Origin of the sequence: Frankia sp. Mgl5, from assembly GCF_023242985.1 — a bacterium.
Classification (GTDB): Bacteria; Actinomycetota; Actinomycetes; order Frankiales; family Frankiaceae; genus Parafrankia; species Parafrankia soli.
Map to the genome: position 1 here is coordinate 63,655 of NZ_JALKFY010000011.1, position 24,312 is coordinate 87,966.

Consider the following 24,312-nt stretch of genomic DNA (forward strand, 5'->3'; position numbering starts at 1 on the left):
TTCGCCCCTGACCCGGCGGTGCGTCGATGAACGAGGTTGACCTGGCGCGGCTTGCCGCCGTCCTGCCGGACTACACGCTCGGCGACCCGTTGGGGAAGGGCGCGTCCGGCCTGGTGCTGGCCGGGTGGCACCGCGGCATGCATCGTGACGTCGCGGTCAAGGTGATGGCGCGCGGCTACGGCCGGGCGGACGACGGGTTCGCCGCCGAGGCGCGCATCGCCGCCCGCTTCGACCATCCGCACGTCATCCGCGTCTACGACTACGTCGAGCGGGACGGGCTGCGCGTGCTCGTCATGGAGATGCTCGCCGGCGGCACGCTGACCCGGCGCCGCGCCCGGACGAGCCCGCAGGCGGCCTGCGCGGTCGGCCTCGCGGCGGCGTCGGCGCTGACCTACGTCCACAGCCGCGGCGTACTGCACCGCGACATCAAGCCCGACAACATCCTGTTCGACGCCGCCGGGCAGCTCAAGGTGGCCGACTTCGGGATCGCGAAGATCGTCGACGGGACGAGCCCGGGCGCGAGCACGGTGATCGGGACCCCCCGCTACATGGCGCCCGAACAGCTCGCGGGCGGTCGGCTGATGCCCGCCAGCGACCTCTACTCGTTGGGAGTCGTGCTTCTCGAGCTGCTGACCGGTGCGGAGGCGTTCGACCCGGCGACCTTCGTGTGGCCGGCGGGCGGGCTCGACCGGCCGGCGGGCGGGTTCGGCCCGCACCATGTCGCGACGCCGGCGGCGGACATCGCCGGCCCGGTCGCGGCGGTGGTCGCGAGCACGCTGGCCCGGGACCCGCAGGCGCGGCCGGAATCGGCGAAGGCGTTCGCGCTCTCCCTGGCCCGGGCCGCCGCCGCCGCGTACGGGCCGGACTGGCTGGACCGCTGCGGCCTGCCGCTGCACCTCGACGCGGACGTCCGCTCCGAGGCCACTCGCCGCCTGCCGGCGGGGGCCGGGCCGCGGGCGTGGCGCCAGCGGCCGGCGCCGGCCCCAGCCATCGCCGCGGCTCCGGCCCTGACCCCACCCCCGGCCGTGGGGTCCGCACCCGCCGAGGCGAGGTCCGGGGCGCGCGGCCGGACTCCCACGGTGGCCGGGAACCCGACCGTCCGGGGCACGGGGAGCCGCTTCGGCATCGGGCGGCGGGCGGCTCCGCGCCCGGCCGGCCCGCCGCTGGCGGGTCACGCCGGCTGGGTCCTGGCGGCGGACTTCTCCTCGGACGGAGCGATCATGGCCACCAGCGCCAAGGACGGCGAGGTGCTGCTGTGGGACGTCGCCGAACCGGCCGCGCCCCGGCCGATCGGGCGCCTGCCGGACGGCCCCGACGACGGCGTCACGTCGGTCGTGTTCTCGCCTGACGGGCACATCCTCGCCGGCACCAGCTGGGACGGCTCGCTGCGGCTGTGGGACGTCACCCGGCCCGGCGCTCCCCATCTGCTGGGCAGGCCGCTGAGGGCCCACGCGGGGCCCGTGCGCTCGGCGGCGTTCGCCACCGACGGCCGCATGCTCGCCACCGGAAGCGACGACCGGTCGGTCCAGCTGTGGGACATGGCCGACCGTGGCGCGCCCCGTCCGCTGGGCGGGCCGGTGACCGGCGCGACCTCGTTCGTGACCTCGGTGGCGTTCGCCCCGGACGACCACCTGCTCGTCGCCGCCGGCTACGACCGGGACGTGCTGTTCTGGGACATCGCGAACCGGCGCGCGCCGCGCCGGCTGGCACGCACCGTCGCCGGGCCCACGTCCGCGCTCGTGGCCGCGTTCGCGCCGGACGGACGGACCCTCGCGACCGGCGGCGTCGACGGTGTGATCCGGCTGTGGGACGTCACCGTCCCGGACCGCCCGACCGCGCTGGGCCGTCCGCTGGCAGGGCACGACAACCGTGTCTGGGCGCTCGCCTTCGCCCCGGACGGCCGCACCCTGGCCAGCGGCGGCTTCGACAATGTGGTCCGGCTGTGGGACACCTCCGACCGGACCCGCGCGCGGCCGCGTGGCCGGCCGCTGGCGGGCCACGCGGACTGGGTGATGTCGGTCCGGTTCGCCCCGCACGGCCGGATCCTGGCCAGCACCGGCAAGGACCAGACCATCCGGTTGTGGTCCCTGCCGTGAGCCGTTCGCCGGCTCAGCCGGTGGCGTGGCTCCCCGCGCCTCAGGCGGTCCCGGTGCTCCCCGTGGCTCCCGCGCTCCCGGTGCCCTCGGCGCCGCCGGTGGGCGGAACGTCCGCGGGCACGGTCTCGATCAGCGCGCCGATCGAGCGGAGCTTGCCCACCGGGTCCTCGTATCCGCGCTCGAGGAACCGGGTGCCGCTGATCAGGCTGGACCCCTCGGCGACCAGGGCCGCCATCACATAGGCGAACCCGGCACGTAGATCGGGGATCTCCAGGTCGGTGCCGCGCAGCCGGGTGGGACCGCTGACGACCGCCGAGTGCTCGAAGTCCCGGGACGCGAACCGGCACGCCTTGCCGCCCAGGCAGAACGTCGACAGGGCGATGTCCGCGCCCATCTCGTTGAGCTGGCGGGTGTAGCCGAAGCGGTCCTCGTAGATCGTCTCGTGGATCACCGAGGCGCCCTTGGCCTGGGTCAGCAGCACGGCCAGCGGCTGCTGCCAGTCGGTCATGTACCCGGGGTGGACGTCGGTCTGCACGTGCGTCGCGGTGAGCTCGCGCGCCCGGTGGAAGGTCAGCCCGTGCGGGCTCACCTGGAACTCCCCGCCGAGGCGGCGCAGATGGTTCAGGAAGGTCGCCACGTGCTCCTGGCGGGCCCCTACGACGTCCACCCGGCCGTTGGTCGCGACGGCCGCCGCGGCGAACGAGGCGACCTCGATGCGGTCGGGGATGGCCTCGTGCGTCGCCCCGCGCAGCGCCTCGACGCCCTGCACGACGATCGTGCGGTCGACCTCGACGTCGACCAGCGCGCCCATCTGCTGCAGGAAGAGGATGAGGTCGATGATCTCAGGCTCCACCGCGGCGTTCGAGATCACCGTGGTGCCCTTGGCCCGCACGGCGGCCAGCAGCAGGTTCTCGGTGGCCCCGACGCTCGGGAACGGCAGCGTCACGTGCGCCCCGTGCAGGCCCAGGGTCTTGACCTCGACCGAGCGGAGCTGCTCGGTGATCTCCGCGCCCATGGCGCGCAGCCCGCGCAGGTGGAAGTCGACCGGCCGCTTGCCGATCCGGCAGCCGCCGGGCAGCGGGACGACGGCCTCACCGACCCGGTGCAGCAGCGGGCCCATCATCAGGATGGGGATGCGGTTGACTCCGGAGTAGGCCTCGGCGAGCGAGGCGTCCTCGATGCGCGGGGTCGTCACCCGCACCGTGTGCGAGTCGAGCCACTCGACCTGCGTTCCCAGCTCGGCGAGCATGCCGAGGACGACGTCCACCTCGACGATGCGCGGCACCCGGCTCAGCGTGCAGGGCTCGGGGGTCAGCAGGGTGGCGACGAGCAGCTTGGTGACCGAGTTCTTGGCGCCGGAGACCTCGACGGACCCGGTGAGCGGCGCACCGCCGACGATCCTGTACCAGTGGCGGTCCGAACCCGCGGGTGTGGTCGTACCGGAACTGGGTTCCCTCACGGGCTGCCTCCACGGCGATGAGTCGGATGCGCCAGGTTTTCGGTGCGTCAGCTCCTGGCTGAAGCCGGGGAGATTCAATCAGACCGAGTGACGGGCGCCACGGGGCGTCCGGGCACGTGCCGCGGTGGCGCGATGGGCGAACATGTGTTCGAATACGTTCCGTGCGGATGATCGCGGAGAGCTACCGGCCCGGACCGCTGCCGCCGGCGGCGCCCCGCCGTGGGCGGTCCGGCCCGGGTCAGATGGTGCCGGCCCGGGTCAGATGGCCGTGGTCGACGGGCCCGATCCCGGCGCCGAGCGGAAAGCCGGCGGCGAGCGCTCCGGTCACATATGTCTTGGCCGCCCGCACCGCGGTCGGGACGTCGTCGCCCCGTGCCAGGTGCGCGGCGATCGCGGAGGCGAGCGTGCAGCCCGTCCCGTGGGTGTGCTCGCGCGGCAGCCGCTCGGCGCGCAGCAGGATGTCGGTCGACCCGTCGGTCAGCAGGTCGACGGCGTCGCCCGGCAGGTGGCCTCCCTTGACCAGCACCCACGCCGGGCCCAGGGCGAGCAGGGCTGCCGCGGCGCGATGCAGGTCGGTCTCGTCGGTGACCTCGATGCCGGTCAGCAGCCGCACCTCGTCCAGGTTCGGGGTGACGACAGTCGCGCGGGGGAGGAGCTCGGTGCGCAGCACGTCCACCGCGTCGGCGGCCAGCAGCGGGTCGCCGTGCTTGGAGACCCCCACCGGGTCGACCACGCACGGTGCCCCCAGCCCGGCGAGCTCCCGCGCCACCACCCCGACGAGGGGCGCGGAGGAGAGCATCCCGGTCTTCACCGCGTCCACGCCGATGTCGTCGGCGACGGCGCGGATCTGTGCGCGCACCGCCTCCGGGGGGAGGTCCCAGACGCCCTGCACGCCGAGGGAGTTCTGCGCCGTCACCGAGGTGATCGCGCTCATCCCGTGCACACCGAGCGCCAGCATCGTTTTGAGATCCGCCTGGATGCCGGCGCCGCCCCCGGAGTCCGATCCGGCGATGGTCAACACCCGGGGCGGGGCCGGGTTCGGTGGTATCGCTGGCGTCATGGCGTGTGGATCCTCACAGTGAGGTCTGGAGCGGGCCTGGCGGGCCTGAAACGGCCGAGTTCACCGGCTGCGGGGCGCGGTTCCTCCGTGCCAGTCGGGCGATCAGAGCAAATTCCTCGCCGCAGACCCTCTCATCCGGCCCGTTTGCCTGTTACCTTCTGTCAGCCCGTGTCTGCTCGACGGGCTGTCGACGTCCGACGAGGGAGCGTCTGTGGTCCACGCGTATATCCTTATCCAGACCGAGGTCGGCAAGTCGGCATCGGTGGCCAAGGAGATCGAGCAGATCCCGGGGGTCACCCAGGCCGAGGATGTGACCGGTCCCTATGACGTCATTGTGCGCGCGCAGGCGGCCAGCGTCGATGACCTGGGAAAACTCGTGATGTCACGAGTCCAGTCGGTTGACGGCATCACTCGTACCCTGACGTGCCCCGTCGTCCATTTCTGACTCGGCACGACCCGTCCGCCGGCTCGTGCCCCAGGGCGCGGGCCGCGCGGCGGGTCCGGCTTCTCCCGCTCTGTATCGCCGGTCTGGCCGGTCTGGCGGGTCCGCTCACCGCGTGTGGTGGGCCCGGGCCTGTGGCGATCACCGGTGCGCCCGCGCCGGCCGGTGCGGACCGGGCGTCCTGCGAGGCGCTGACCGCCGCTCTGCCCGACTCGCTGGGTGACGGTCTCGACCGCCGTGAGGTGGAGCCTCCCGCTCCGACCGCGGCGGCGTTCGGGTCCGACCCGGTCGTTCTCACCTGTGGAGCCTCCGGCGTCGCGGCGACCTACCGGCCTGACTCGACCCTCTCCGAGGTCGATCAGGTCGCCTGGTTCACCGAGGACGTCGGTTCCCAGGTCCGCTACTCCACCCCGACCAGGACCCCCCAGGTGGTGCTGACCCTGCCGGCGGACCGGCAGGCGTTCGAGGTCCTGGTGGCCCTGGCGCCGGTGGTTCGCGCGCACACCAGGTCCACGGTCGCCTGACGCCGGGTCCGGGGCGGGCCAGGCTCTGGGCTCAGGCCGCCGGGCCCCGGGTTCGGGTCTGGGCGGCGCCTGGCCTCGCCTCACGGTGGCCCTCACGGTGGCGTCAGGCCGGCGTCAGCGAAGGCCCGCGCCGTCGCGCAGGGCGAGCCGGACGAGGCGGTCCACCAGGGCCGCGTAGTCGATCCCGGAGGCCGCCCACATCCGCGGGTACATCGACATCGGGGTGAACCCGGGCATCGTGTTGACCTCGTTGAGGACGATCTCGCCCGACGGCGTGACGAACATGTCGACCCGCGCCAGCCCGGCGCAGTCCAACGCCTCGAACGCGGCGACCGCGGTCGCGCGGACCCGCTCGGTCAGCTCACCCGGCAGGCGCGCGGGCACGTCGAAGACGGCTCCGTCCGAGAGGTACTTCGCCTCGAAATCGTAGAAGCCGGCAGACGAGGTGATGGTGACCTCGGCCGGCACGCTCGCCTCCGGGCCGGAGCCGTCGAGGCTGTCGAGGACGCCGCACTCGATCTCGCGGCCGACGACCGCCGCCTCGACGAGTGTCTTCGGGTCGCTGGCCCGGGCCGTCTTCAGTGCCGTGTCGAGGTCGGCCCAGGCGTCCACCCGGCTGATGCCGATGCTGGAGCCGCCGCGCGCGGGCTTGACGAAGACGGGGAGCCCGAGCCGCTCGCGGTCGGGCTCCGACAGCGCCTGGCCGGGCCGCAGGACGGCGTAGGGGCCGACGGGCAGGCCGGCTGCGGCGAGCATGCTCTTCATGTGCTGCTTGTCCATGGCCGCGGCGCTGGCGAACACTCCGGAGCCCACGTAGGGCAGCCCGGCCATCTCGAGCAGGCCCTGGATCGTGCCGTCCTCGCCGAACGGCCCGTGCAGCAACGGGAAGACCACGTCAACGGGGCCCAGGTCGCGCAGCGCCGCGGACGGGTCGTGCACCACCACCGGCGCCGCGGACGGGCTCGGGGGCAGCGTGACGGCCAGGCCGGCCGACGCGTCGACGACGGGGAGATCCGTGCCCACCGGGGCGAGCGCCGGACTGTCGTCGGGCAGCACCGCCCAGCGGCCCTCGGTGTCGATGCCGACCGGGATCACGTCGTAACGGGACCGGTCGAGCGCCCGCAGCACCCCGCCGGCGGACACGCACGAGATCGAATGCTCCGTGCTACGGCCGCCGAACAGAAGGACGAGCCGAACCCTGCGCGTGGAGGCTCCCATGCCGGGACAGTAGCCGATGCCCGTGGAGCCCTGGCCGAAGCCCTCCAGAGGGTCGCCCGGCCTGTCTACAGGCCGCCGCGGTGCCGCCCCGGTCAGGTCGCTGTGGCGGGATCCGGGCGCCGGCCGGGTCAGCCGCGGGTGACCTTGCCCGCCTTCAGGCACGAGGTGCAGACGTTGAGCCGCTTGGGTGTACGGCCGACCATCGCCCGGACGGTCTGGATGTTGGGGTTCCAACGACGGCGGGTGCGCCGGTGGGAGTGGGAGACCGACATGCCGAAGCCCGGCCCCTTGCCGCAGACGTCACACACCGAAGACACGAGAACACTCCGTCAATCGCGATGGCCGGGAACTGCCGGCCGCTCTAGCCTGTAGTCGACTGCGAGGCTACCCCAGTCGTGGCGATCGAGGTCGCCGCGGCCTGCGCCGGTGGGTGAGAGACCCGCGCCGATGGGCGGAGGAGGCGATCGGCCTGCCCGGGCGTCCGTGGCGGGGACGAGCCTGCTGTCGAGAGTGGCCGGCCCCCCCGACGTCCGAGACCGGGACGAGCCGGCCACCGAGAGTGTCGGTGGTGCGGTGCAGTATCGAAGGGTGCTCGACCTTGACACCCCGCTGAAGGGCCCGCTGGGAACGCGCACCGCCGCGCTGCTCGCCGACGGCCTGGAACTCGACACCGTCGGGGATCTCCTCGACCACCTCCCGCGGCGCTACCACGAGCGCGGCGAGCTCACCGATCTCCACGAGCTCGCCGTCGGCGAGATCGCCACCGTGCAGGCCCGGGTGACGAAGGTCGTCCGGCACCAGGGCCGGCCCGGGTCGGGCGGCGGGCCGCGCCGGCGCGGCGGTGGTGGCCGCACGGAGATCACGGTCACCGACGGCCGCGGTGAGCTCTCGCTGGTGTTCTTCAACCAGCAGTGGCGGGCGAAGGAGCTCGTCCCCGGCACGACCGCGCTGTTCGCCGGCAAGGTGGCCGAGTTCCGCGGCCGGCGCCAGCTCATCCATCCCGAGGTCCATCTCCTCGACGCGCCAGACCCCGAAGGCGGTGTCGACGGGGCCGACGGCGTCGACGGGGCCAGCGGTGCCGATGGAGTCGGCGTCGTCGAAGGAGCCGGCGGTGCCGGGAGCGGCGCCGCGGCGGCGGGCGAGCCGGCCCCGGTGGCCGCCGGATTCGCCGGCTCCCTCGTCCCGATCTACCCGGCCACGGCGAAGATCACGAGCTGGACGCTGGCGCGCTGCCTGCGGCTGGTGCTCGACTCGCTCGGCGAGCTGGACGATCCACTTCCGGCGGTGCTGCGGTCCCGGCATCGCCTCGCCAGCCTGCGCAGAGCCTACGAACTGGCCCACCGCCCGACCTCGCGGGCCGACATCGCCGTCGCCCGCACCCGGCTGAAGTGGGACGAGGCGCTCGTCGTGCAGGTCGCCCTCGCCCAGCGGCGCCGGCGCGCGGAGCTGGCCGCCACGGTGTCCCGGCCGGGGTGCGCCGGCGGCCTGCTCGACGCGTTCGACGCCGCGCTGCCGTTCGCGCTGACCGACGGCCAGCGCGAGGTGGGGGAGACCATCGCGGCCGAGATGGCCAGGGCGTTCCCGATGCACCGGCTGCTGCAGGGCGAGGTCGGCTCGGGCAAGACGGTGGTCGCCGTGCGGGCCATGCTCACCGCCGTCGACTCGGGTGGGCAGGCCGTCATGCTGGCACCCACCGAGACGCTGGCGGCCCAGCATCACCGCAGCCTGCTCAAACTGCTCGGCGACCAGGCCCGGGCCGGCGAGCTCGGGGTGGACGGCCCCGCGACCAGGGTGGCGCTGCTGACCGGCTCGATGCCGGCCCGGGCCCGGCGCGAGGTGCTCGCCGCCGTCGCCGACGGCAGCGTCGGCCTCGTCGTCGGCACCCACGCGCTGCTCGGCGCGGACGTCGCCTTCGCGGACCTGGCCCTGGTCGTCGTCGACGAGCAGCACCGGTTCGGCGTGGAACAGCGCGACGAGCTGCGCTCGCGGGGCCGGCGCCCGCCGCACCTGCTCGTCATGACCGCGACGCCCATCCCGCGCACCGTGGCCATGACGGTGTTCGGCGATCTCGAGGTCTCCACGCTGAACCAGCTCCCGGCCGGGCGCTCGCCGATCTCGACCTTCGTCGTCCCCACGACGAAGAGTCACTTCATGGACCGGATGTGGGGCCGGGTGCGCGACGAGGTCGCCGCCGGGCACCAGGCGTACGTGGTATGCCCCCGGGTCGGCGACGGCGAGGGCGGAGACGGCGGCGAGGAGCCGTCCGGGCCGCCCGCGAGCGGGGCCGGCCCGCGGGAAGGGGAGCGCGTCGGCGCGACGGTCACCGAGGTGCTGCCCCGGCTCGCCACGGGCGAGCTCGCCGGCCTGCGCGTCGAGGGCCTGCACGGGCGGCTGCCCTCCCCGGTCCGGGATGAGATCATGACCCGCTTCGCCGCCGGCGAGGTGGACGTCCTGGTGGCCACCACGGTGATCGAGGTCGGCGTGGACGTCCCGAACGCCACCGTCATGATCATCATGGATGCCGACTGGTTCGGGGTGTCCCAGCTGCACCAGCTGCGCGGGCGGGTGGGGCGGGGCAGTGCGCCCGGGGTGTGCCTGCTGCACACCTCCGTCGACGGCGCCGCGCCGGCCGCCGAGCGCCTGCTGGCCGTCGCCGCGACGTCGGACGGCGCCGAGCTGGCCCGGCTCGACCTCGCCCAGCGGCGGGAGGGCGACGTCCTCGGCGCGGCCCAGTCCGGCGGGCGCCGGTCGCTGCGCCTGCTCGAGCTGCTGCGGGACGAGGACCTCATCCGCGCCGCGCGTGAGGAGGCCGGGGCGCTCGTGGCGGCGGACCCCGAGCTCGAGGGCCAGCCGGCCCTGCTGCGCCGGCTCACGGCCGCGTTGGACGAGGCCAGCGCGGCCTTCCTGGAGAAGGGCTGACCTGGCGATGACGCGGATCATCGGCGGGCACGCCGGGGGGCGGCGGCTGGTGGTGCCGCCGGGCGGCGCGACCAGGCCCACCTCCGAACGGACGAGGGAGGGCTTGTTCAACACACTCGCGACGCTGGTGGATCTCGCTGGAGCAAGGGTCGCGGACCTGTACGCGGGCTCCGGCGCGGTCGGGCTCGAGGCGTTGTCCCGCGGCGCGGTGCACGCCCTGCTCGTCGACCGGGACGCGGCGGCGGTGCGCACCCTGCGCCGCAACGCGGAGGCCCTCGGCCTGGCCGGCGCCGAGGTGGTGCGCTCGGCGGTGGAACGGGTCCTGTCCGCCACCCCGGCTGAGGCCTATGACGTGGTCTTCCTCGATCCGCCCTACGCCCTGCCCGGCGCCGAGCTCGACGGCGTGCTCAGGCAGCTGGTCGGCGGCGGATGGCTGGCCCCGGGCGCGGTCTGTGTGGTCGAGCGCGCGTACCGGAGTGGTCCCGTGACCTGGCCGGACGGTCTCATAGCACTGCGTGAGCGCAGGTACGGAGAGGGGGTCCTCTGGTACGGTAATCGATCATGAGGAGGGCAGTCTGTCCCGGATCGTTCGACCCCATCACCAACGGTCACCTCGACATCATCGTCAGAGCGAGCAAGCTCTTCGACGAGGTCGTCGTCGCCGTTCTGATCAATAAATCGAAGGCTCATCTGTTCACGATCGAAGAACGGATCGACCTCATCCGGGATGCGGTGCGCAGCCATCCCGACGCACCCACCAACGTCGTAGTGGACTCGTCGCACGGCCTGCTGGTCGACTTCTGCCGGGTGCGCGGCATCCAGTCCATTGTTAAGGGCCTGCGGGCCGTCAGTGATTTCGACTACGAGCTGCAGATGGCACAGATGAACCACTCGCTGGCCGGAGTGGAGACCCTGTTCATGAGTACGAACCCGCAGTACGCGTTCCTCTCCTCGAGCCTTGTCAAGGAAGTCGCCCGCTACGGCGGCGACGTCTCCGGGCTGGTGCCGGACGTCGTCCTCAAGGGCCTGCGGGACCGCTCCGCGCCCTAGCCGCCCGAGTGTGGACCGATCGCCGGCGGCACCCCTGTGGGCGCCGCCGGCGGGCGTCTGCCCTCAGGTGGTCGTTGTGTTTCTGTCGTGATGACGTGTGCGCGGCGGGGTCGTATCGTCGCGTCGCGTCGATATCGGGCTTCCGGGTCGTCGTGGCGGGTCCGTGTCGGTTAGCGGAGTGTCGCTGCCGGGTGCTCCGTCAGCCGGTCGTAACCTACCGGTCATGGATGATCTCGCTGAGCGCCTCGACCTGATCATCGCCGTGGTCGAGGGGGCGCGGGCGATGCCGCTGACGACGTCCTGTGTGCTCAACCGCGCCGAGATGCTCGAGGCGCTGGAGGACCTGCGGGCGCGGCTGCCCGAGCGGCTGGCCGACGCCGACCGGGTACTGGCGGACAGCGAGGCGATCATCGACGACGCGCACCGGCGGGCCGCCGCGATCGTGGCCGACGGCCGGCGCGAGGGCGCCCGACTGGCCTCGGGCAGCGCGGTGGTCGCCCAGGCGGAGGCCGACGCCGCGGCGATCATGGCGGCCGCCCGCCAGGCGTCGGACGACATGCGCAGCCAGATCGACTCCTACGTCGACGGCAAGTTGGCCGGGTTCGAGGAGGTCCTCGACCGCACGCTCGCCTCGGTCGCCCGGGGCCGTGAGCGGCTGGCCTCCCGTGGCGCTGTGGCGGGCGCGGCCGGCGCCCACGGCGGGGCCGGCGGTCCGGCCGGCCCGCACCAGTTCGGGGGAGTGGGGCCGGCGGCGGCCGCACCGGTGGGCTCGTGGTCGGCGGCGGTCGGCGCCGGCGGAACGGACCTCCACCCGGCGGTCTCCGGCAGCGGCCAGGCGGGCCCGGAGGCGGCTTTCTCCGGCGCTGGCGCTCCGCACGCCGGCGGTCCGCACGTCGACGGAATGCACGACGGAATGCACGGTGGTGGGATGCACGGCGGCGGGATCGATCCGGCTGGCGTCAACGCCGCCGGCGTCGGCCCGGCCGGTCTCGGCGGGCCGCTGAACAACGCCGCCGCGCCCGGGCAGCGGATGGACCCCGACCGGTCTGAGGACGGCGAGCGGTGGGCCGGTGTGCCCGCCGCGCGCGGTGGCATGACGGGCCATGTCCGGCTGACCTCCGGCGCGGGAGCACCGATCGGATAGTCTGGTGGTCCGTGCCCGGTGACGTGGGCGCGTCCTCCCGACACATCCAGGTCGTCACCCAGGTCGTTCGGCCTCCGGGCCGGGCCGGCCGGCGTCCACGCCGATCGGTTCACGGCCGGCCGGGTGGCGGCGATTCGGGAGGCTCGGGGCGGGTGCATTCCGGGTCCGTACGACCGGTGCCCGTCCCCAGGTCACTCCGACATCGACCGCGACGTGAGAACATCTGCTGTGACAGCCATGACCACACAACGAGCCCGTCGGCGCGCCCCCCGGGGGCCCTACGTCCTCGACACCCGAGAGCTCGGCCGCCGGCCGGGCTCGCTGCGGCGCGTCGAGACGACGATCGTCCAGCCGTCGGATTTCGGCACCGAGCTGGTGCGCGTGCCCACCGGTGCCGCCGTCGAGCTCGACCTGCGGCTCGAGTCCGTCATGGAGGGCGTTCTTGTGAGCGGGGTGGTCACCGTCCCCCTCGTCGGCGAGTGCGGCCGCTGCCTCGACGAGGTCTCCGACTCGGCGTCCGTGGAGATCCTCGAGCTGTTCTACTACCCGGAGCGGGCCGTCGAGACCGAGGACGAGGACGACACCAGCGTCCTCGTGGACGATCACGCCGATCTCGAGCCGGTGGTGCGTGACGCCGTCGTGCTCAGCCTCCCGCTGTCGCCGGTCTGCCGTCCCGACTGTGCCGGCCTGTGCGTCGACTGCGGTGGGCGGCTCGACGATCTCGGGCCGGACCATTCCCACATCCAGCAGGACCCGAGGTGGGCGGCTCTGTCCGGCCTTGCCGAGGCCCCTGCCACCACCAATAACAAGGAGAAGGACTAGTGGCAGTCCCGAAGCGGCGCACCTCGCGCAGCAACACCCGGTCCCGTCGGGCGCAGTGGAAGGCCAAGGCGCCGGCGCTGTCCAAGTGCTCGCGCGGGCACACGATCCGGCCGCACACCATGTGCCCGACCTGCGGCCGTTACAACGATCGCCAGGTGCTCGACGTCTGACCACGGTGTGGCACGTGTCGCTGTCGACCTGATCGGAGCGGGCTCTCCGCCGGGCGACCTGCTCGGCGAGATCACCGCCGTCCTCGATGCCGATCCGCGGGTGACCCTGACCGTGGTGGCGCCCACGGACACGGTCGCCCTCGTGCTCGCCGAGCACGGTGTGCTCGAGGGCGGTCGCGTCCGGCTGGTGAACGCGTCACGTGGCGTGGCGCCGGGCCCCGAAGCGCTGCGTGAGGTACGTGCGCGGCGGGAGGCCGGGGTCCGCGTCGCGGCCCGTCTCGTCCGGGACGGCCACGCCGACGCGATGGTCTCCGTGGCCCCGCTCGAAGCGGTCATCGCGGCGGCCGGGTTCACGTTCGGGCTGGTGCCCGGCGCGACCCGGGCCGCCGCTGCCGCGGTCGTCGGGCCGGCCGAGTCCCCGGTGATCCTCTGTGACGCGGGCGGCTCGGTCGACGTGACCGCCGACGAGCTGGCCCAGTTCGCCCTCGCGGGCGCACGGCTGGCGCGCGTCCGGCTCGGTGTCGGCGCTCCGGCGGTCGGGCTGCTGTCGGCGCGGCCAGCCCTCCTGGACCCGCTACGCCGCTCGGCCGGTGACCTGCTCGCGTCGCTGGGCCTCGACTTCGTCGGTCCGGTCACCGCCGACAGGCTCCGGACCGGAACCGGCGTCGACGTCGTCGTCACCGACGGATACACCGGTGACGTGGTGCTCTCCGCGCTGAACCCCAGCGCGCGCCGGGCACGGCACGAGACGGACCCGGCCTGCTGGCAGGCGAACAGTTCGGACCTTCAGGGGGGAATCATCGTGCTGGGAGTGGACGGGACGGCCGTCCGAGCGGGTGGGCCGGCCGCGACGGCCCCGGTGGGGCCGGGAGCGCTGCCGGAGGCTGTCCGCGTCGCCGCGGGCGCCGTGCGCGCCGGGCTCTCCGGGGCGGTGCGGCAGGCCATGACGACGCTCGTCGACCGCCGCCGGGAACTGGCGGGGCTGCCCCGATGAGCCGGTCACAGTCGGTTCCCCCGCCGCGGGACGGGTTGGTCGAGGCGCTCGACGTCCACATCGACCCGGAGCTGCTCGACCGCGCGCTGACCCACCGTTCGTACGCGTACGAGAACGGCGGGCTGCCCACGAACGAGCGGCTGGAGTTCCTCGGTGACGCGGTGCTCGGCCTGATCGTCACGGCCGCGCTGTTCCGCCGCCATCCCGACCTCCCAGAGGGGCAGCTCGCCAAGCAGCGTGCCTCGGTGGTGAACATGCGGGCACTGGCCGACGTCGCGCGGCGGATCGGTACGGCGGGCATCGGGCCCTACCTGCTCCTCGGCCGTGGCGAGGAGGCGACCGGCGGGCGGGACAAGCCCAGCATCCTGGCCGACACGCTGGAGGCGGTGATCGGGGCCGTCTACCTCTCGAACAGCCTCGACGTGGCCTCCGGGTTCGTCCACCGGCTCTTCGACCCACTCCTCGACGAGGCGGCCGGGCGCGGCGCCGGGCTGGACTGGAAGACCTCGCTGCAGGAACAGACGGCTCTGCTGGGCCTCGGCCCGCCCGACTACGCCGTCACCGAGGCCGGCCCCGATCACGCGAAGCGGTTCACCGCGTTCGCGCGGGTCGCCGGCGAGGTGCTCGGCGAGGGTGAGGGCGGTAGCAAGAAGGAGGCCGAGCAGCGCGCCGCGGCCGCCGCCTTCGCGGTGCTCGAGAAGCGCTCGGCGGTGAACGCCGAGGACGAGCTGACGGCCGGCGCGGCCGCCGATCCGGGCGGTACCGCCACCGATTCCGGCAAAGACGCCTCCGCTCCGGGTAACGGCGCCGCCGGACCGGGTGGCACCGCCGCCGGTTCGGGTAACGGAGCTGCCGCTTCGGCTAACAGCGTCGCGTCGGGCCGGGTGTCCGCGGTGGGCGGAACGGGGTCGGCGAGCGATACGGACGTGGCGGTGAGGGCCGGCGCCGCCCAGGGCGACTCGACGCCGGCGGCGCGGGACTCCCGATGACTCTCGCCATTGGTGATGCCTGAGCTGCCCGAGGTCGAGGTCGTCCGCCGGGGCCTCGAGCGCGGGGTGGTCGGCCGCACTGTCGCCGAGGTGGAGGTCCATCACCCGCGGGCGGTCCGCCGCCATCTCGCCGGGGCCGACCACTTCGCCGCCTCGCTTGTCGGGCAGACGGTGGCCACGGCGCGCCGGCGCGGCAAGTACCTGTGGCTCGGGCTCACGCCGTCTGAACCGCCCAGGCCTCCCGAGACGCTCAAGTCGTCCGAACCGGCCGAGCCGTCCGGCCCGGGCGGCCCGGGCGGCCCGGGCGGCCCGGCGGTCGGTGACGCGCTGCTCGGTCATCTCGGGATGAGCGGCCAGCTCCTCGTGGTTCCGGCGGACAGCCCGGACCAGGTACACCTGCGGGTCCGTTTCCGGTTCACCGACGAGGGCCGCGAGCTGCGCTTCGTGGACCAGCGGACGTTCGGTGGTCTTGCTGTGGTCTCGGGCGGGGCGGAGCTGCCTGCCCCGATCGCCCACATCGCGCCCGACCCGCTCTCCGTCGACTTCGACCCGGAGCGTTTCGCCGACGCGCTGCGCCGCCGGCGCACCGGCCTCAAGCGCGCCCTGCTCGACCAGACGCTGATCAGCGGCGTGGGCAACATCTACGCGGACGAGGGCCTGTGGGCCGCGCGCCTGCACTACGCCCGCCCGACCGAGACGGTGACCCGCGCCGAGGCGCTGCGGCTGCTTGACGCGGTCCGCACGGTGATGACGGCGGCGCTGGCCGCCGGCGGTACCTCCTTCGACCGGCTCTACGTCTCGACCGAGGGCGTCAGCGGGCTGTTCGAACGCTCGCTGGAGGTCTACGGACGCGGCGGCCAGGCGTGCTCCCGCTGTGCCTCGACCATCCGCCGGGACGCGTTCATGAACCGCTCGAGCTTCAGCTGCCCGGCGTGCCAGCCCCGGCCCCGCCGGGTCCGGTGATACTCTTCGAACACGCGTTCGAATCGCTTCGCGTCGGATCGGGAGCAAGCCGGTCCAGCACGAGCCGGTCCAGCACAGGTCGGTCCAGCGCAGGTCGGTCCGGCACGCGGCGGTCGGGCGGGAAGCAGGATCCCGCAGGTATTCGACTCAGCCTCGTCGGTGGCCGTGACCGGGGGCGCTGGCGATGACAGCCGTGCCCGGTCCGGCGGGGCCTCACAGACTGTGTTCTCTTCTGGTATCCACTCCGGAGGAGGACCGTGGACGGAGGCGCCATGAACCCCGACGCTCTGCTCGGCCGCGTGCGCAAGCTGCTGGCGATGGCGGAGGCCGAGGGCCTGCCTGACGCGGCCCGGGAGAGCTACAACGCCAAGGCGGCGGAGCTCATCGCCCAGTACGGCATCGACCGGGCACTGATCGAGGACGGTTCTCCCACCGGCCCGGCCGCCGGCGACGTCGTGATGGGTATCGACGCGCCGTACGCGCGGGACAAGATCTCTCTGCTCGCCAGCGTCGCCGACCCCCTGGGCTGCCGGCTCGTGCACCGCACGGCGCCGTCTCCGGCGGGCAGCGGCGGAGCAACCCTGCACTCCGCGCACCTGTTCGGTATGGCGGTCGACATCGAGCGGGTGCAGATGATCTACACCTCGCTGCTCGTCCAGCAGGCGCACGGCCTCGCGGCGGCCTGTCCGCCGGCCTGGGAGGATCCGCGAGCTTTCCGCCGGTCCTGGATGGCGGGCTTCGCCGTCGCCGTCCGGGACAGGCTCGCTCAGGCCGAGGATGCGGCGCGCCGCAGGGCGGAGGAGAGCCGGGCGGCCGACCCGGCCGCCGTCGGGCCGGCCGCCCGGCGTTCGGTCGCGGTCGTGCTGGCCAGTCGGGAGGGCCTGGTAGAGGCACATCTCGCCCGCGTCTATCCGCGTTTGCGCACTACCCGAACGAGGCAGCTCTCCGGATCCGGCGGTCGGGACGGCTATCAGGCCGGCCAGCGGGCAGACCTCGGGGAGGGCAGGCGGGTGCCGTCGCAGCGGCGGGCGCGGCGGCAGATCAGTTGACCGGATGACGGGGCCGTGCGCAGATCCGCCCGAGGGCTGACCTGGAGTCGGTGTGGCGCCAGGAGTCGGTGCGACCAGGACCCGGCCGCACCGACTCGCCAGATACCTCAGATACCTACAGCTTGCCGCCGGGCAGGTTGGGCACCGCGGTCTGAGTCGGCCGCTCGCCGCGCGGCGGCGCGTAGCCCGGCCCGATCACCTCCTCGGAGGGGGCCGGGGCCGGCGTCACGGTGCGGACGCCCTCGGTGCTGGCGTGCGGAACCGGGGTGACTCCACCGTCCTGATGAAAGTCCTGACCACAACCGGAGAGGAGGAGTGCGGCACCTATCGAGCCCGCGGCGGCGGCACACGCGAGAGATCGCCGAATCGCGGATCGCCTCGGCGTGTGCACGCGGTCACCAACGGTGGTCTCGCTCGACGGCGTCCCACGTCGCGGCCCGGCCTGAACGGTGGCCTGGGCGTCCCTGTTGAGCTGCGCGCTCTCGATGCACATGGTGTCCACAATGGCTAGTACCCTACCGCCCCGATGAACGAGGTTCGCGCGACGAAGGACGCCTCCGGCGGGGACGTGGTCCGCCTCACCGCCCGGGTCGAAGGTCTTGTCCAGGGAGTCGGGTTCCGTGACTACGTGCGCACCAAGGGCCGTCGTCTCGGGCTGGTCGGCTCTGCCACCAATCTGCCCGACGGTGCCGTAGCGGTGATCGCGGAGGGTGAGCGGGGCGCCTGCGAGGCGCTGCTCGAGCTGCTGGTGACCGGTCACACCCCGGGGCACACCGAGCGGGTCGATCATGTCTGGGGCGAGCCGCGAGGCGGATTGGCTGGCTTCCTGCGGCGCTGAAGCGCGTCGGACGAAGGGCACGAACGCGTCGATTGAACAGACGCGCAATCTGCGGCGACGCGTGTACGAACGGCATCGGACTTCGCGGAGAAGCCTTCGGCGGCGTGAGTGCGTTTTTGCCTGGTGGGACCACGCCGTCACCGCGTCGATTGTTGATCAATGCTGTCCGCTGTCACTTCGCGCCGCCCTGCTTCCCTTGCGGCATCGCATGATCGTGGCTGGTGGCAGGCCCGAACGTGGGAGGAAGGGGATGAGGAACAAGCCACCTGTCGAACTCGCCACATGGCGGAGCGGGGGTGAACGTGCTGCAACTGGTCCCGGGTCATGTGTCCCGTCGGGTGTACGCCGGCGAGGATTTTCCGATGTTCGGCGGACCGAGCAGGGGCCTTGTGGCATGCTCTTGACTTTCGGTCGCCTGACGTGGGATTCTTAGGTCATTCTCTGGGCCGCGCTCCGATCTTTCTGGTCCCGTCGCGCCCAACATCCCGCTAGGTCACTCATCGTGGAGGACCATCACCATGGCGAAGGCCCTTTTCGGCCACGTCGGTTCCGGTAGCGACATGCGTCTCTCGTACGAGGTACGCCGTCTTCGCGCCCGAGTAGCTGAGCTCGAGTCAGAGCTTGCACGCGCCCGGGCGGTGAACGAGGCACTCGTAGACGGTGTCGACGTCCCTGCCGACGTGCGCGCGCTCGACGTGGAGCCTGCGCTCACCTGAGCCCCCGAGCCCCGACATCCGGGCACCCTGTGTGCCCCATATGCAGTGTCCAGCACGGCACGGACCCCCCTGGTCTGTCAGCCGGGCAGGCTCCGTCGCGCCTGCGTGCGTCCCATTCGGGTGTGCCCTAGCGTCCCACGGGCACACCCAGGTGTGCCCGTCGGTGATCATGCCCGATTTCCATCGCTCAGGGTAGGCGTTATGTAGCCTTGAGTCTATTTGGTGTGCTCGGGTGCTGATCCACCGCTGGCTCCGCCTTTGCGGACGGGGCCTTCGCGGGCTGGCGCGCCGCCTTCGCGCACACGACAGCGGCCGTATGACCGCGGCCGCACATACGGATCGGGCTGCCGGTTCTCCGGTCGGCGCGGTCCCGCTCACGGTGCCGTGCTGTCCCGCGGCGACGTGCGGGGCGGGACGGCGCTCGCCGGGGCGCCGGGCGTCCCTCGGTACCATGAGCGGGACGAATGTCGGTCGATCTTCGTCCGGGTCGGTGGTCGCCGGCCCGGTAGCGGGGTTGCCGTCCCCTCCGCCGCCCGGAGCCCGGTGCATCTCAAGAGCCTTACCCTGCGGGGTTTCAAGTCGTTCGCGAGCTCGACCACCTTGCATCTCGAGCCCGGCATCACCTGTGTCGTGGGTCCCAACGGCTCGGGCAAGAGCAACGTCGTCGACGCGATCGCCTGGGTGCTGGGCGAGCAGGGCGCCAAAGCCCTGCGCGGCGGCACCATGTCGGACGTCATCTTCGCCGGCACGCCGTCGCGCCCCGCGCTGGGCCGTGCCGAGGTCCTGCTGACGATCGACAACACCGACGGCGCGCTGCCGATCGAGTACTCCGAGGTCACCGTCGGGCGGTTGATGTTCCGCAGCGGTGAGAGCGAATACACCATCAACGGCACCACCTGCCGGCTCCTGGACATCCAGGAGCTGATGAGCGATTCCGGCATCGGTCGCGAGCTGCACGTGATCGTCGGCCAGGGCCAGCTCGACGCCGTCCTGCACGCCCGGCCCGAGGACCGTCGCGCGTTCATCGAGGAGGCGGCCGGTGTCCTGAAACACCGCAAGCGCAAGGAGAAGGCGCTCCGCAAGCTCGAGGCGATGGCCGCGAACCTCACCCGCCTCACCGACCTGTCCGCCGAGTTGCGGCGTCAGCTCGGGCCGCTCGGTCGCCAGGCGGAGATCGCGCGCAAGGCGGGCGTGATCCAGGCGGCGCTGCGCGACTCCCGGCTCCGGCTGCTCGCGGACGATCTGGCCACCGCCCGCTGCGCGATCGCCTCCGATGCCGCCGACGAGGACGCGCTGCGGCTGCGGGTCGCCCAGACGGAGAAGGCGCTGGCCGACGGGCAGCGACGGGAGGCTGAACTCGAGGCGCGGCTGGCCGCGGTCGTCCCCCGGGCGGCGGCGGCGGCCGAGACCTGGTACGGCCTGGCCTCGATCCGGGAACGGCTGCGGGGGAGCAGGTCGCTCGCCGCCGAGCGCTCCCGCCTGTTGGGCTCGGCGGAGGAGCACCGCGGCGGTCGCGACCCGGAGGAGCTGGAGCAGGAGGCGACGGCCGTCCGAGAGCAGGAGCTCGCGCTCACCGAGCGTCTCGAGCTGGACCGGGAGACCCTCGAGGAGGTCGTCGCCCGCCGGGGCTCGCTGGAAGAGGAGCTTGCGCGGGAGGAGAGGGCGCTTCTCGCCGCGGCGAAGGCGGCTTCGGACCGCCGGGAGGGAATCGCGCGGCTCGGCGGGCGGGTCGAGGCCGCCAGGTCCCGTGCGGGGGCCGCCGAGGCGGACATCGTGCGGATGACCGAGGCACTGGATGCCGCCCGCGCCCGGGACGCCGAGACTGCCGGGTCCCGCTCCGCGCTCGACACGGAGCTCGCGCGGATCGAGACCGCCCGCGACGAGGTCGCGCAGCGGCACAGCGAGGCCGTCGCCGTCCATGAGGCGGCGAGCGAGCGCCTGGAGGCCCTGCGCGACGCCGAGCGGGCGGCGGAGCGCGACCGTGCCTCCTGGCAGGCGCGCCGCGACGCGCTGGAGCTCTCCCTCGAGCCGGCGGACGGGGCCAGCGCCCTGCTGCGCGCGGCGGCGGGGGAGACGACACCGGCCGACGCTGGTACCGGCGCCGCCGGCGATGGCGGCAACAGCGCGGGAGAGGTGGCTGGGGGTGGTGGCCGCAAGCGCCGGCCGGGCCGTGGCGGGCGGAACGACCCGCGGCAGGCGGTTCCCGCGCAGCTTCCGCCGCTGGAGCCCTCCGTCCAGGTCATCGGTCGGCTCGCCAGCTTCGTCACCGTCGCGCCGGGTGCGCAGGCGGCGATCGCGGCGGCGCTGGGCCCCGCCGCCGACGCGCTGCTTGTCGGTACGCCCGCCGACGCGCTGGCCGCCCTGCGCTGGCTGCGTACCGCCGACGCCGGCCGAGCCGCCCTCGTCCCGGCCGACCGGGCGGAAGGGGACGGTGGTGCCCCGCAGGGACGTCCCGCGGACCGGAAGCCGGACCTGCCGGCCGGCGCCGTGTACGCGTTCGACCTGGTCACGGTGGTCGACGCCCGGTACGCCCCGGCCCTGCGGGAGCTGCTCGCCGACACGGTCGTCGCCGACGACCTCGACGTCGCCGGGCAGGTGATCGAGCACAGTCCAGAGGCCAGGGTCGTCACCCGGGACGGGGACGTCGTCGGGCCCCGGTCGGCGGTCGGCGGCAGCGCCACGCCGCCGTCGGTGCTCGAGATCCAGACCGCCGCGGACGAGGCCGACCGCGGCGCGACCGAGGCGTCCGCCCGCCGCGAGGCGGCCCGTGAGGAGATGGGCCCTGCGCGGGCCGAGGTCGAGCGGGCCCGCGCCGCGATCGACGCCGCGCTCGCCGAGCGCCATGCCGCCGACGCGCGCCACCGGGCCCTGTCCGAGCACCTCGCCCAGATCGAGCGGACCAGGGGCTCCGCCGCCGGGGAGATCAGCCGGCTCGAGCGGTCCAGGCTCGCCGCGGAGACGGCCCGCGACCAGGCCTACGGGGCGCTCACCGAGCTGGAGTCGCAGCTGGCGGCCAGCTCGTCCGAGCCGGACGTCGGGGAGCGCTCGCCCGCGGAACGCGACCGGCTGGTCGCGGCGACCTCCGCGGTCCGCGCGGCGGAGGTCGAGGCGAGGCTGTCCGTGCGCACCAGCGAGGAGCGTGCCCGCGGCCTGCACGGCCGGGCCGACGCGCTCATGCGCGCCGCGGCCAACGAGCGCGCCGCCAGGGCCGCCGCCGCCCGGCGCAGGGAGGTCCGCGAGCGCCAGTCCGCGACCGCTGCCGCGCTGGCTGACGCGGCGGGCACCGCGCTCGCCGCGCTCGAGGGGTCGCTCGCCGCCGCCGCGACCGAGCGGGAGACGGCCGAGGCGGCGCGGCGGGAGACCGAGGCCGAGCTCGGCACGGTGCGCGAGCAGGTCCGCGGCCAGGCGACCGAGCTCGCCGCGCTGCGCGACGCCGCGCACCGCGACGAGCTGGCGCGGGCCGAGAAGCGCCTGCGGGTCGAGACCCTGGAGGCGAAGACCCTCGAGGAGCACGGCGTCGCGGCGGACGACCTGATCGCCGAGTTCGGCCCGGACGTCCCGGTGCCGCCCGACGAGCCGGACGGCGTGCCGACGCCGTTCGACCGGGCCGAGCAGGTGGCGCGGGCGGGCCGGGCGGAGAAGCAGCTCGCCCGGCTCGGGAAGATCAACCCGCTGGCCCTGGAGGAGTTCGCCGCGCTGCAGGAGCGCGCCGCCTTCCTCTCCACCCAGCTGGACGACCTGAAGAGCACCCGGCGTGATCTCCTGCTCGTGGTCGACGAGGTTGACGCGCGGGTCCGGGAAGTGTTCGAGACGGCGTTCGCCGACACCGCGCGTGAATTCGAGGTGGTCTTCGCCACGCTCTTCCCGGGCGGTGAGGGACGGCTCGTCCTGACCGATCCGGACGACATGCTGACCACCGGGATCGAGGTCGAGGCGCGCCCACCGGGGAAGAAGGTCAAGCGGCTGTCGCTGCTCTCCGGCGGGGAGCGCTCGCTCACCGCCCTCGCGCTGCTGCTCGCGATCTTCCGGGCCCGGCCCTCGCCGTTCTACGTCCTGGACGAGGTCGAGGCGGCCCTGGACGACCGGAACCTGGGCCGCCTGCTCAACGCCGTGGAGGGGCTGCGGCAGAAGTCGCAGCTGATCATCATCACGCACCAGAAGCGCACGATGGAGATCGCTGACGCCCTCTACGGTGTGTCGATGCGCGGTGACGGCGTCACCACGGTGATCAGCCAGCGGCTGCGCCAGCGCGCCTCCGCCTGACAGCCGGTGACGGCTGGTGATGGCTGGTGATGGCCGCCGAGCCGGGGGCCGTGCCCTGTCACCGGCCCCGCTGCGGGCCGCCGGACGGCCGAACCGCACCGCAAACCGGTAACGAGGGCGCGTGACCACTCCTCCGGGCCGCCCCGCTTGCGGTGGTCACGGGGTGGGCGAGCGATGGTTGCCCGGCGATCTGTAAGGATCGTGTCGTGGAGCTGGTCATCCTCATCGTCGTGATCGCCGTGGTCCTGGTCGGCATGGTCGGCCTCGTGGCCGGCACCGCCCTGCGCTCACGCTCCCGTCGGGGCGGATCGCGGGACGCGGACCGGCCGGACGCGGGCGCCGCGCCGTCCGCTCGGTCGGGCGTCGCCACACCGACGATCCCGCCGACATCCCCGCAGACCGGCGCGGCCCCACCCGGCTGGTCGGGCCTGCCCGGCGAGACGGCGGACTCGCCGGCCGGGCTGGTCGGGCAGGGCGGACGGGGCGGGCCGGCCCCCGCCGGCGCGGCGGGCACGGCGGGCGCGGACAGCACGCCGGTCACCGGGCCCGAGATCGTCGCCCCGCGGGCCCCGGTCGACGTGCCCGCGCCCGCGACGGGCCGGATGGTACGGCTACGCACCCGGCTCGCCCGTTCGCAGAACGCGCTCGGTCGCGGCCTGCTGGCGCTGCTGTCCGGGGACAACCTGGACGAGGAGGCGTGGGAGGACGTCGAGGCGACACTGCTCGTCGCCGACGTCGGAGTCACGGCCACGGCCGAGATGGTCGAGGCGCTGCGCGAGCGCACCAGGGTGCTCGGGGCGCGCACGGCGGCCGACGCCCGGATGATGCTGCGCGACGAACTGCTCGCCCAGGTCGGCACGACCACCGACCGGTCGCTGCGGACGTCCGCGCCGGACCGGCCCGCCGTGGTCCTTGTCGTCGGCGTCAACGGCACAGGAAAGACCACAACCTGCGGCAAGATCGCTCGGCTGCTCGTCGCGGACGGCCGCTCGGTCGTGCTGGGCGCGGCGGACACCTTCCGCGCGGCCGCCGCCGACCAGCTGGAGACCTGGGGCGGCCGGGTCGGGGCGACGACCGTGCGCGGCGCGGAGGGGGCGGACCCGGCGTCGGTCGCCTTCGAGGCCGTCAAGCGCGGGATCGACGACGGTGCCGACACTGTGCTCGTCGACACGGCCGGGCGGCTGCACACGAAGGTCGGCCTGATGGACGAGCTGACGAAGATCAAGAGGGTCGTCGGCAAGCAGAGCCCGGTGGACGAGGTTCTCCTGGTCCTGGACTCCACCACGGGGCAGAACGCCCTCGTCCAGGCCCGGGTGTTCACCGAGGCGGTGGACATCACCGGCGTCGTGCTGACCAAGCTGGACGGCACCGCCAAGGGCGGGATCGTCATCGCTGTGCAGCGGGAGCTCGGTGTCCCGGTCAAGCTGATCGGCCTCGGCGAGGGCCCGGACGACCTGGCGCCCTTCGAGCCGGAGGCGTTCGTCGACGCGCTGCTGGGCGAGCCGGCCTGACGGCCGCGCGACCGTCAGGCCGCGCCTTTACGCGGCCTCCGCGGTGCGGCCGCGGTTCCGCGGAACCAGTCTCGTATACACATCT

21 protein-coding genes are annotated in these 24,312 nt (G+C 73.8%); 17 read left to right on the forward strand and 4 right to left on the reverse strand.

The features are described from left to right. Window positions 1-26 precede the first annotated feature (26 nt). Window positions 27-2,096, forward strand: a complete 2,070-nt coding sequence (locus MXD62_RS07815; protein ID WP_248828739.1) for a serine/threonine-protein kinase — start codon at window positions 27-29, stop codon at window positions 2,094-2,096. 40 nt (window positions 2,097-2,136) lie between these two features. On the opposite strand, the gene murA is transcribed toward MXD62_RS07815, so the two are convergent. Both murA and thiD read right to left on the reverse strand, forming a co-directional pair. Beyond that, the gene (gene murA, locus MXD62_RS07820; protein WP_248828740.1) at window positions 2,137-3,555 is read right to left on the reverse strand and encodes a UDP-N-acetylglucosamine 1-carboxyvinyltransferase; all 1,419 of its coding nucleotides are present in this window, start codon (window positions 3,553-3,555) and stop codon (window positions 2,137-2,139) included. Between the two features lie 238 nt (window positions 3,556-3,793). Beyond that, window positions 3,794-4,615: a bifunctional hydroxymethylpyrimidine kinase/phosphomethylpyrimidine kinase gene (gene thiD, locus MXD62_RS07825; RefSeq protein WP_248828741.1), complete on the reverse strand. Its 822-nt coding sequence runs from the start codon at window positions 4,613-4,615 to the stop codon at window positions 3,794-3,796. Between the two features lie 211 nt (window positions 4,616-4,826). Between thiD and MXD62_RS07830 the strand changes: the two genes are divergently transcribed. Then, window positions 4,827-5,060 (forward strand): Lrp/AsnC family transcriptional regulator, encoded by a 234-nt coding sequence (locus tag MXD62_RS07830; RefSeq protein WP_018504536.1) that lies wholly within the window; start codon window positions 4,827-4,829, stop codon window positions 5,058-5,060. A gap of 92 nt (window positions 5,061-5,152) precedes the next feature. Further along, window positions 5,153-5,581 (forward strand): DUF3515 family protein, encoded by a 429-nt coding sequence (locus MXD62_RS07835; RefSeq protein ID WP_251081430.1) that lies wholly within the window; start codon window positions 5,153-5,155, stop codon window positions 5,579-5,581. Between the two features lie 114 nt (window positions 5,582-5,695). Here MXD62_RS07835 and MXD62_RS07840 read toward each other — a convergent pair whose 3' ends face one another. Next, window positions 5,696-6,799 carry a D-alanine--D-alanine ligase family protein gene (locus MXD62_RS07840; protein ID WP_248828743.1) on the reverse strand — a complete coding sequence of 368 codons (1,104 nt, stop codon included), beginning with the start codon at window positions 6,797-6,799 and terminating at the stop codon, window positions 5,696-5,698. A gap of 128 nt (window positions 6,800-6,927) precedes the next feature. Next, window positions 6,928-7,116 carry a 50S ribosomal protein L28 gene (gene rpmB / locus MXD62_RS07845; RefSeq protein WP_006545176.1) on the reverse strand — a complete coding sequence of 63 codons (189 nt, stop codon included), beginning with the start codon at window positions 7,114-7,116 and terminating at the stop codon, window positions 6,928-6,930. A 271-nt stretch (window positions 7,117-7,387) separates the two neighbouring features. Between rpmB and MXD62_RS07850 the strand changes: the two genes are divergently transcribed. The 14 genes from MXD62_RS07850 to ftsY all read left to right on the forward strand — a co-directional run bounded on the left by MXD62_RS07850 (window position 7,388) and on the right by ftsY (window position 24,227). Next, complete coding sequence (locus MXD62_RS07850) at window positions 7,388-9,718, forward strand: ATP-dependent DNA helicase RecG (protein ID WP_248828759.1); 2,331 nt, start codon at window positions 7,388-7,390, stop codon at window positions 9,716-9,718. 7 nt (window positions 9,719-9,725) lie between these two features. Continuing rightward, complete coding sequence (rsmD, locus tag MXD62_RS07855) at window positions 9,726-10,283, forward strand: 16S rRNA (guanine(966)-N(2))-methyltransferase RsmD (RefSeq protein WP_248828744.1); 558 nt, start codon at window positions 9,726-9,728, stop codon at window positions 10,281-10,283. Further along, on the forward strand, window positions 10,280-10,768 hold the full coding sequence (coaD, locus tag MXD62_RS07860; protein WP_020458767.1) for a pantetheine-phosphate adenylyltransferase: 489 nt from the start codon (window positions 10,280-10,282) through the stop codon (window positions 10,766-10,768). Before rsmD ends, coaD begins: the two co-directional genes overlap by 4 nt. 223 nt (window positions 10,769-10,991) lie before the next feature. Further along, the gene (locus tag MXD62_RS07865) at window positions 10,992-11,912 is read left to right on the forward strand and encodes a hypothetical protein (protein WP_248828745.1); all 921 of its coding nucleotides are present in this window, start codon (window positions 10,992-10,994) and stop codon (window positions 11,910-11,912) included. Window positions 11,913-12,149: 237 nt separating this feature from the next. Next, window positions 12,150-12,734, forward strand: coding sequence for a DUF177 domain-containing protein (locus tag MXD62_RS07870; protein ID WP_248828746.1), 585 nt, complete (start codon window positions 12,150-12,152; stop codon window positions 12,732-12,734). Continuing rightward, the gene (gene rpmF, locus MXD62_RS07875; protein WP_248828747.1) at window positions 12,734-12,904 is read left to right on the forward strand and encodes a 50S ribosomal protein L32; all 171 of its coding nucleotides are present in this window, start codon (window positions 12,734-12,736) and stop codon (window positions 12,902-12,904) included. Before MXD62_RS07870 ends, rpmF begins: the two co-directional genes overlap by 1 nt. 7 nt (window positions 12,905-12,911) lie before the next feature. Beyond that, the gene (locus tag MXD62_RS07880) at window positions 12,912-13,898 is read left to right on the forward strand and encodes a phosphate starvation-inducible protein PhoH (protein WP_248828748.1); all 987 of its coding nucleotides are present in this window, start codon (window positions 12,912-12,914) and stop codon (window positions 13,896-13,898) included. Then, window positions 13,895-14,887: a ribonuclease III gene (rnc, locus tag MXD62_RS07885; RefSeq protein WP_248828749.1), complete on the forward strand. Its 993-nt coding sequence runs from the start codon at window positions 13,895-13,897 to the stop codon at window positions 14,885-14,887. The genes MXD62_RS07880 and rnc overlap by 4 nt, the downstream gene beginning before the upstream one ends. Window positions 14,888-14,902: 15 nt before the next feature. Continuing rightward, window positions 14,903-15,850: a bifunctional DNA-formamidopyrimidine glycosylase/DNA-(apurinic or apyrimidinic site) lyase gene (gene mutM, locus MXD62_RS07890; RefSeq protein WP_248828750.1), complete on the forward strand. Its 948-nt coding sequence runs from the start codon at window positions 14,903-14,905 to the stop codon at window positions 15,848-15,850. Window positions 15,851-16,122: 272 nt separating this feature from the next. Next, window positions 16,123-16,899, forward strand: a complete 777-nt coding sequence (locus tag MXD62_RS07895; protein ID WP_248828751.1) for a DUF2786 domain-containing protein — start codon at window positions 16,123-16,125, stop codon at window positions 16,897-16,899. A gap of 526 nt (window positions 16,900-17,425) precedes the next feature. Continuing rightward, on the forward strand, window positions 17,426-17,737 hold the full coding sequence (locus MXD62_RS07900) for an acylphosphatase (protein ID WP_071060615.1): 312 nt from the start codon (window positions 17,426-17,428) through the stop codon (window positions 17,735-17,737). A 518-nt stretch (window positions 17,738-18,255) separates the two neighbouring features. Then, window positions 18,256-18,453, forward strand: a complete 198-nt coding sequence (locus MXD62_RS07905) for a hypothetical protein (RefSeq protein ID WP_248828752.1) — start codon at window positions 18,256-18,258, stop codon at window positions 18,451-18,453. Between the two features lie 543 nt (window positions 18,454-18,996). Then, on the forward strand, window positions 18,997-22,716 hold the full coding sequence (locus MXD62_RS07910; RefSeq protein WP_248828760.1) for an AAA family ATPase: 3,720 nt from the start codon (window positions 18,997-18,999) through the stop codon (window positions 22,714-22,716). Between the two features lie 206 nt (window positions 22,717-22,922). Then, window positions 22,923-24,227: a signal recognition particle-docking protein FtsY gene (gene ftsY, locus MXD62_RS07915; protein ID WP_248828753.1), complete on the forward strand. Its 1,305-nt coding sequence runs from the start codon at window positions 22,923-22,925 to the stop codon at window positions 24,225-24,227. The last annotated feature ends 85 nt before the right edge of the window (window positions 24,228-24,312 follow it).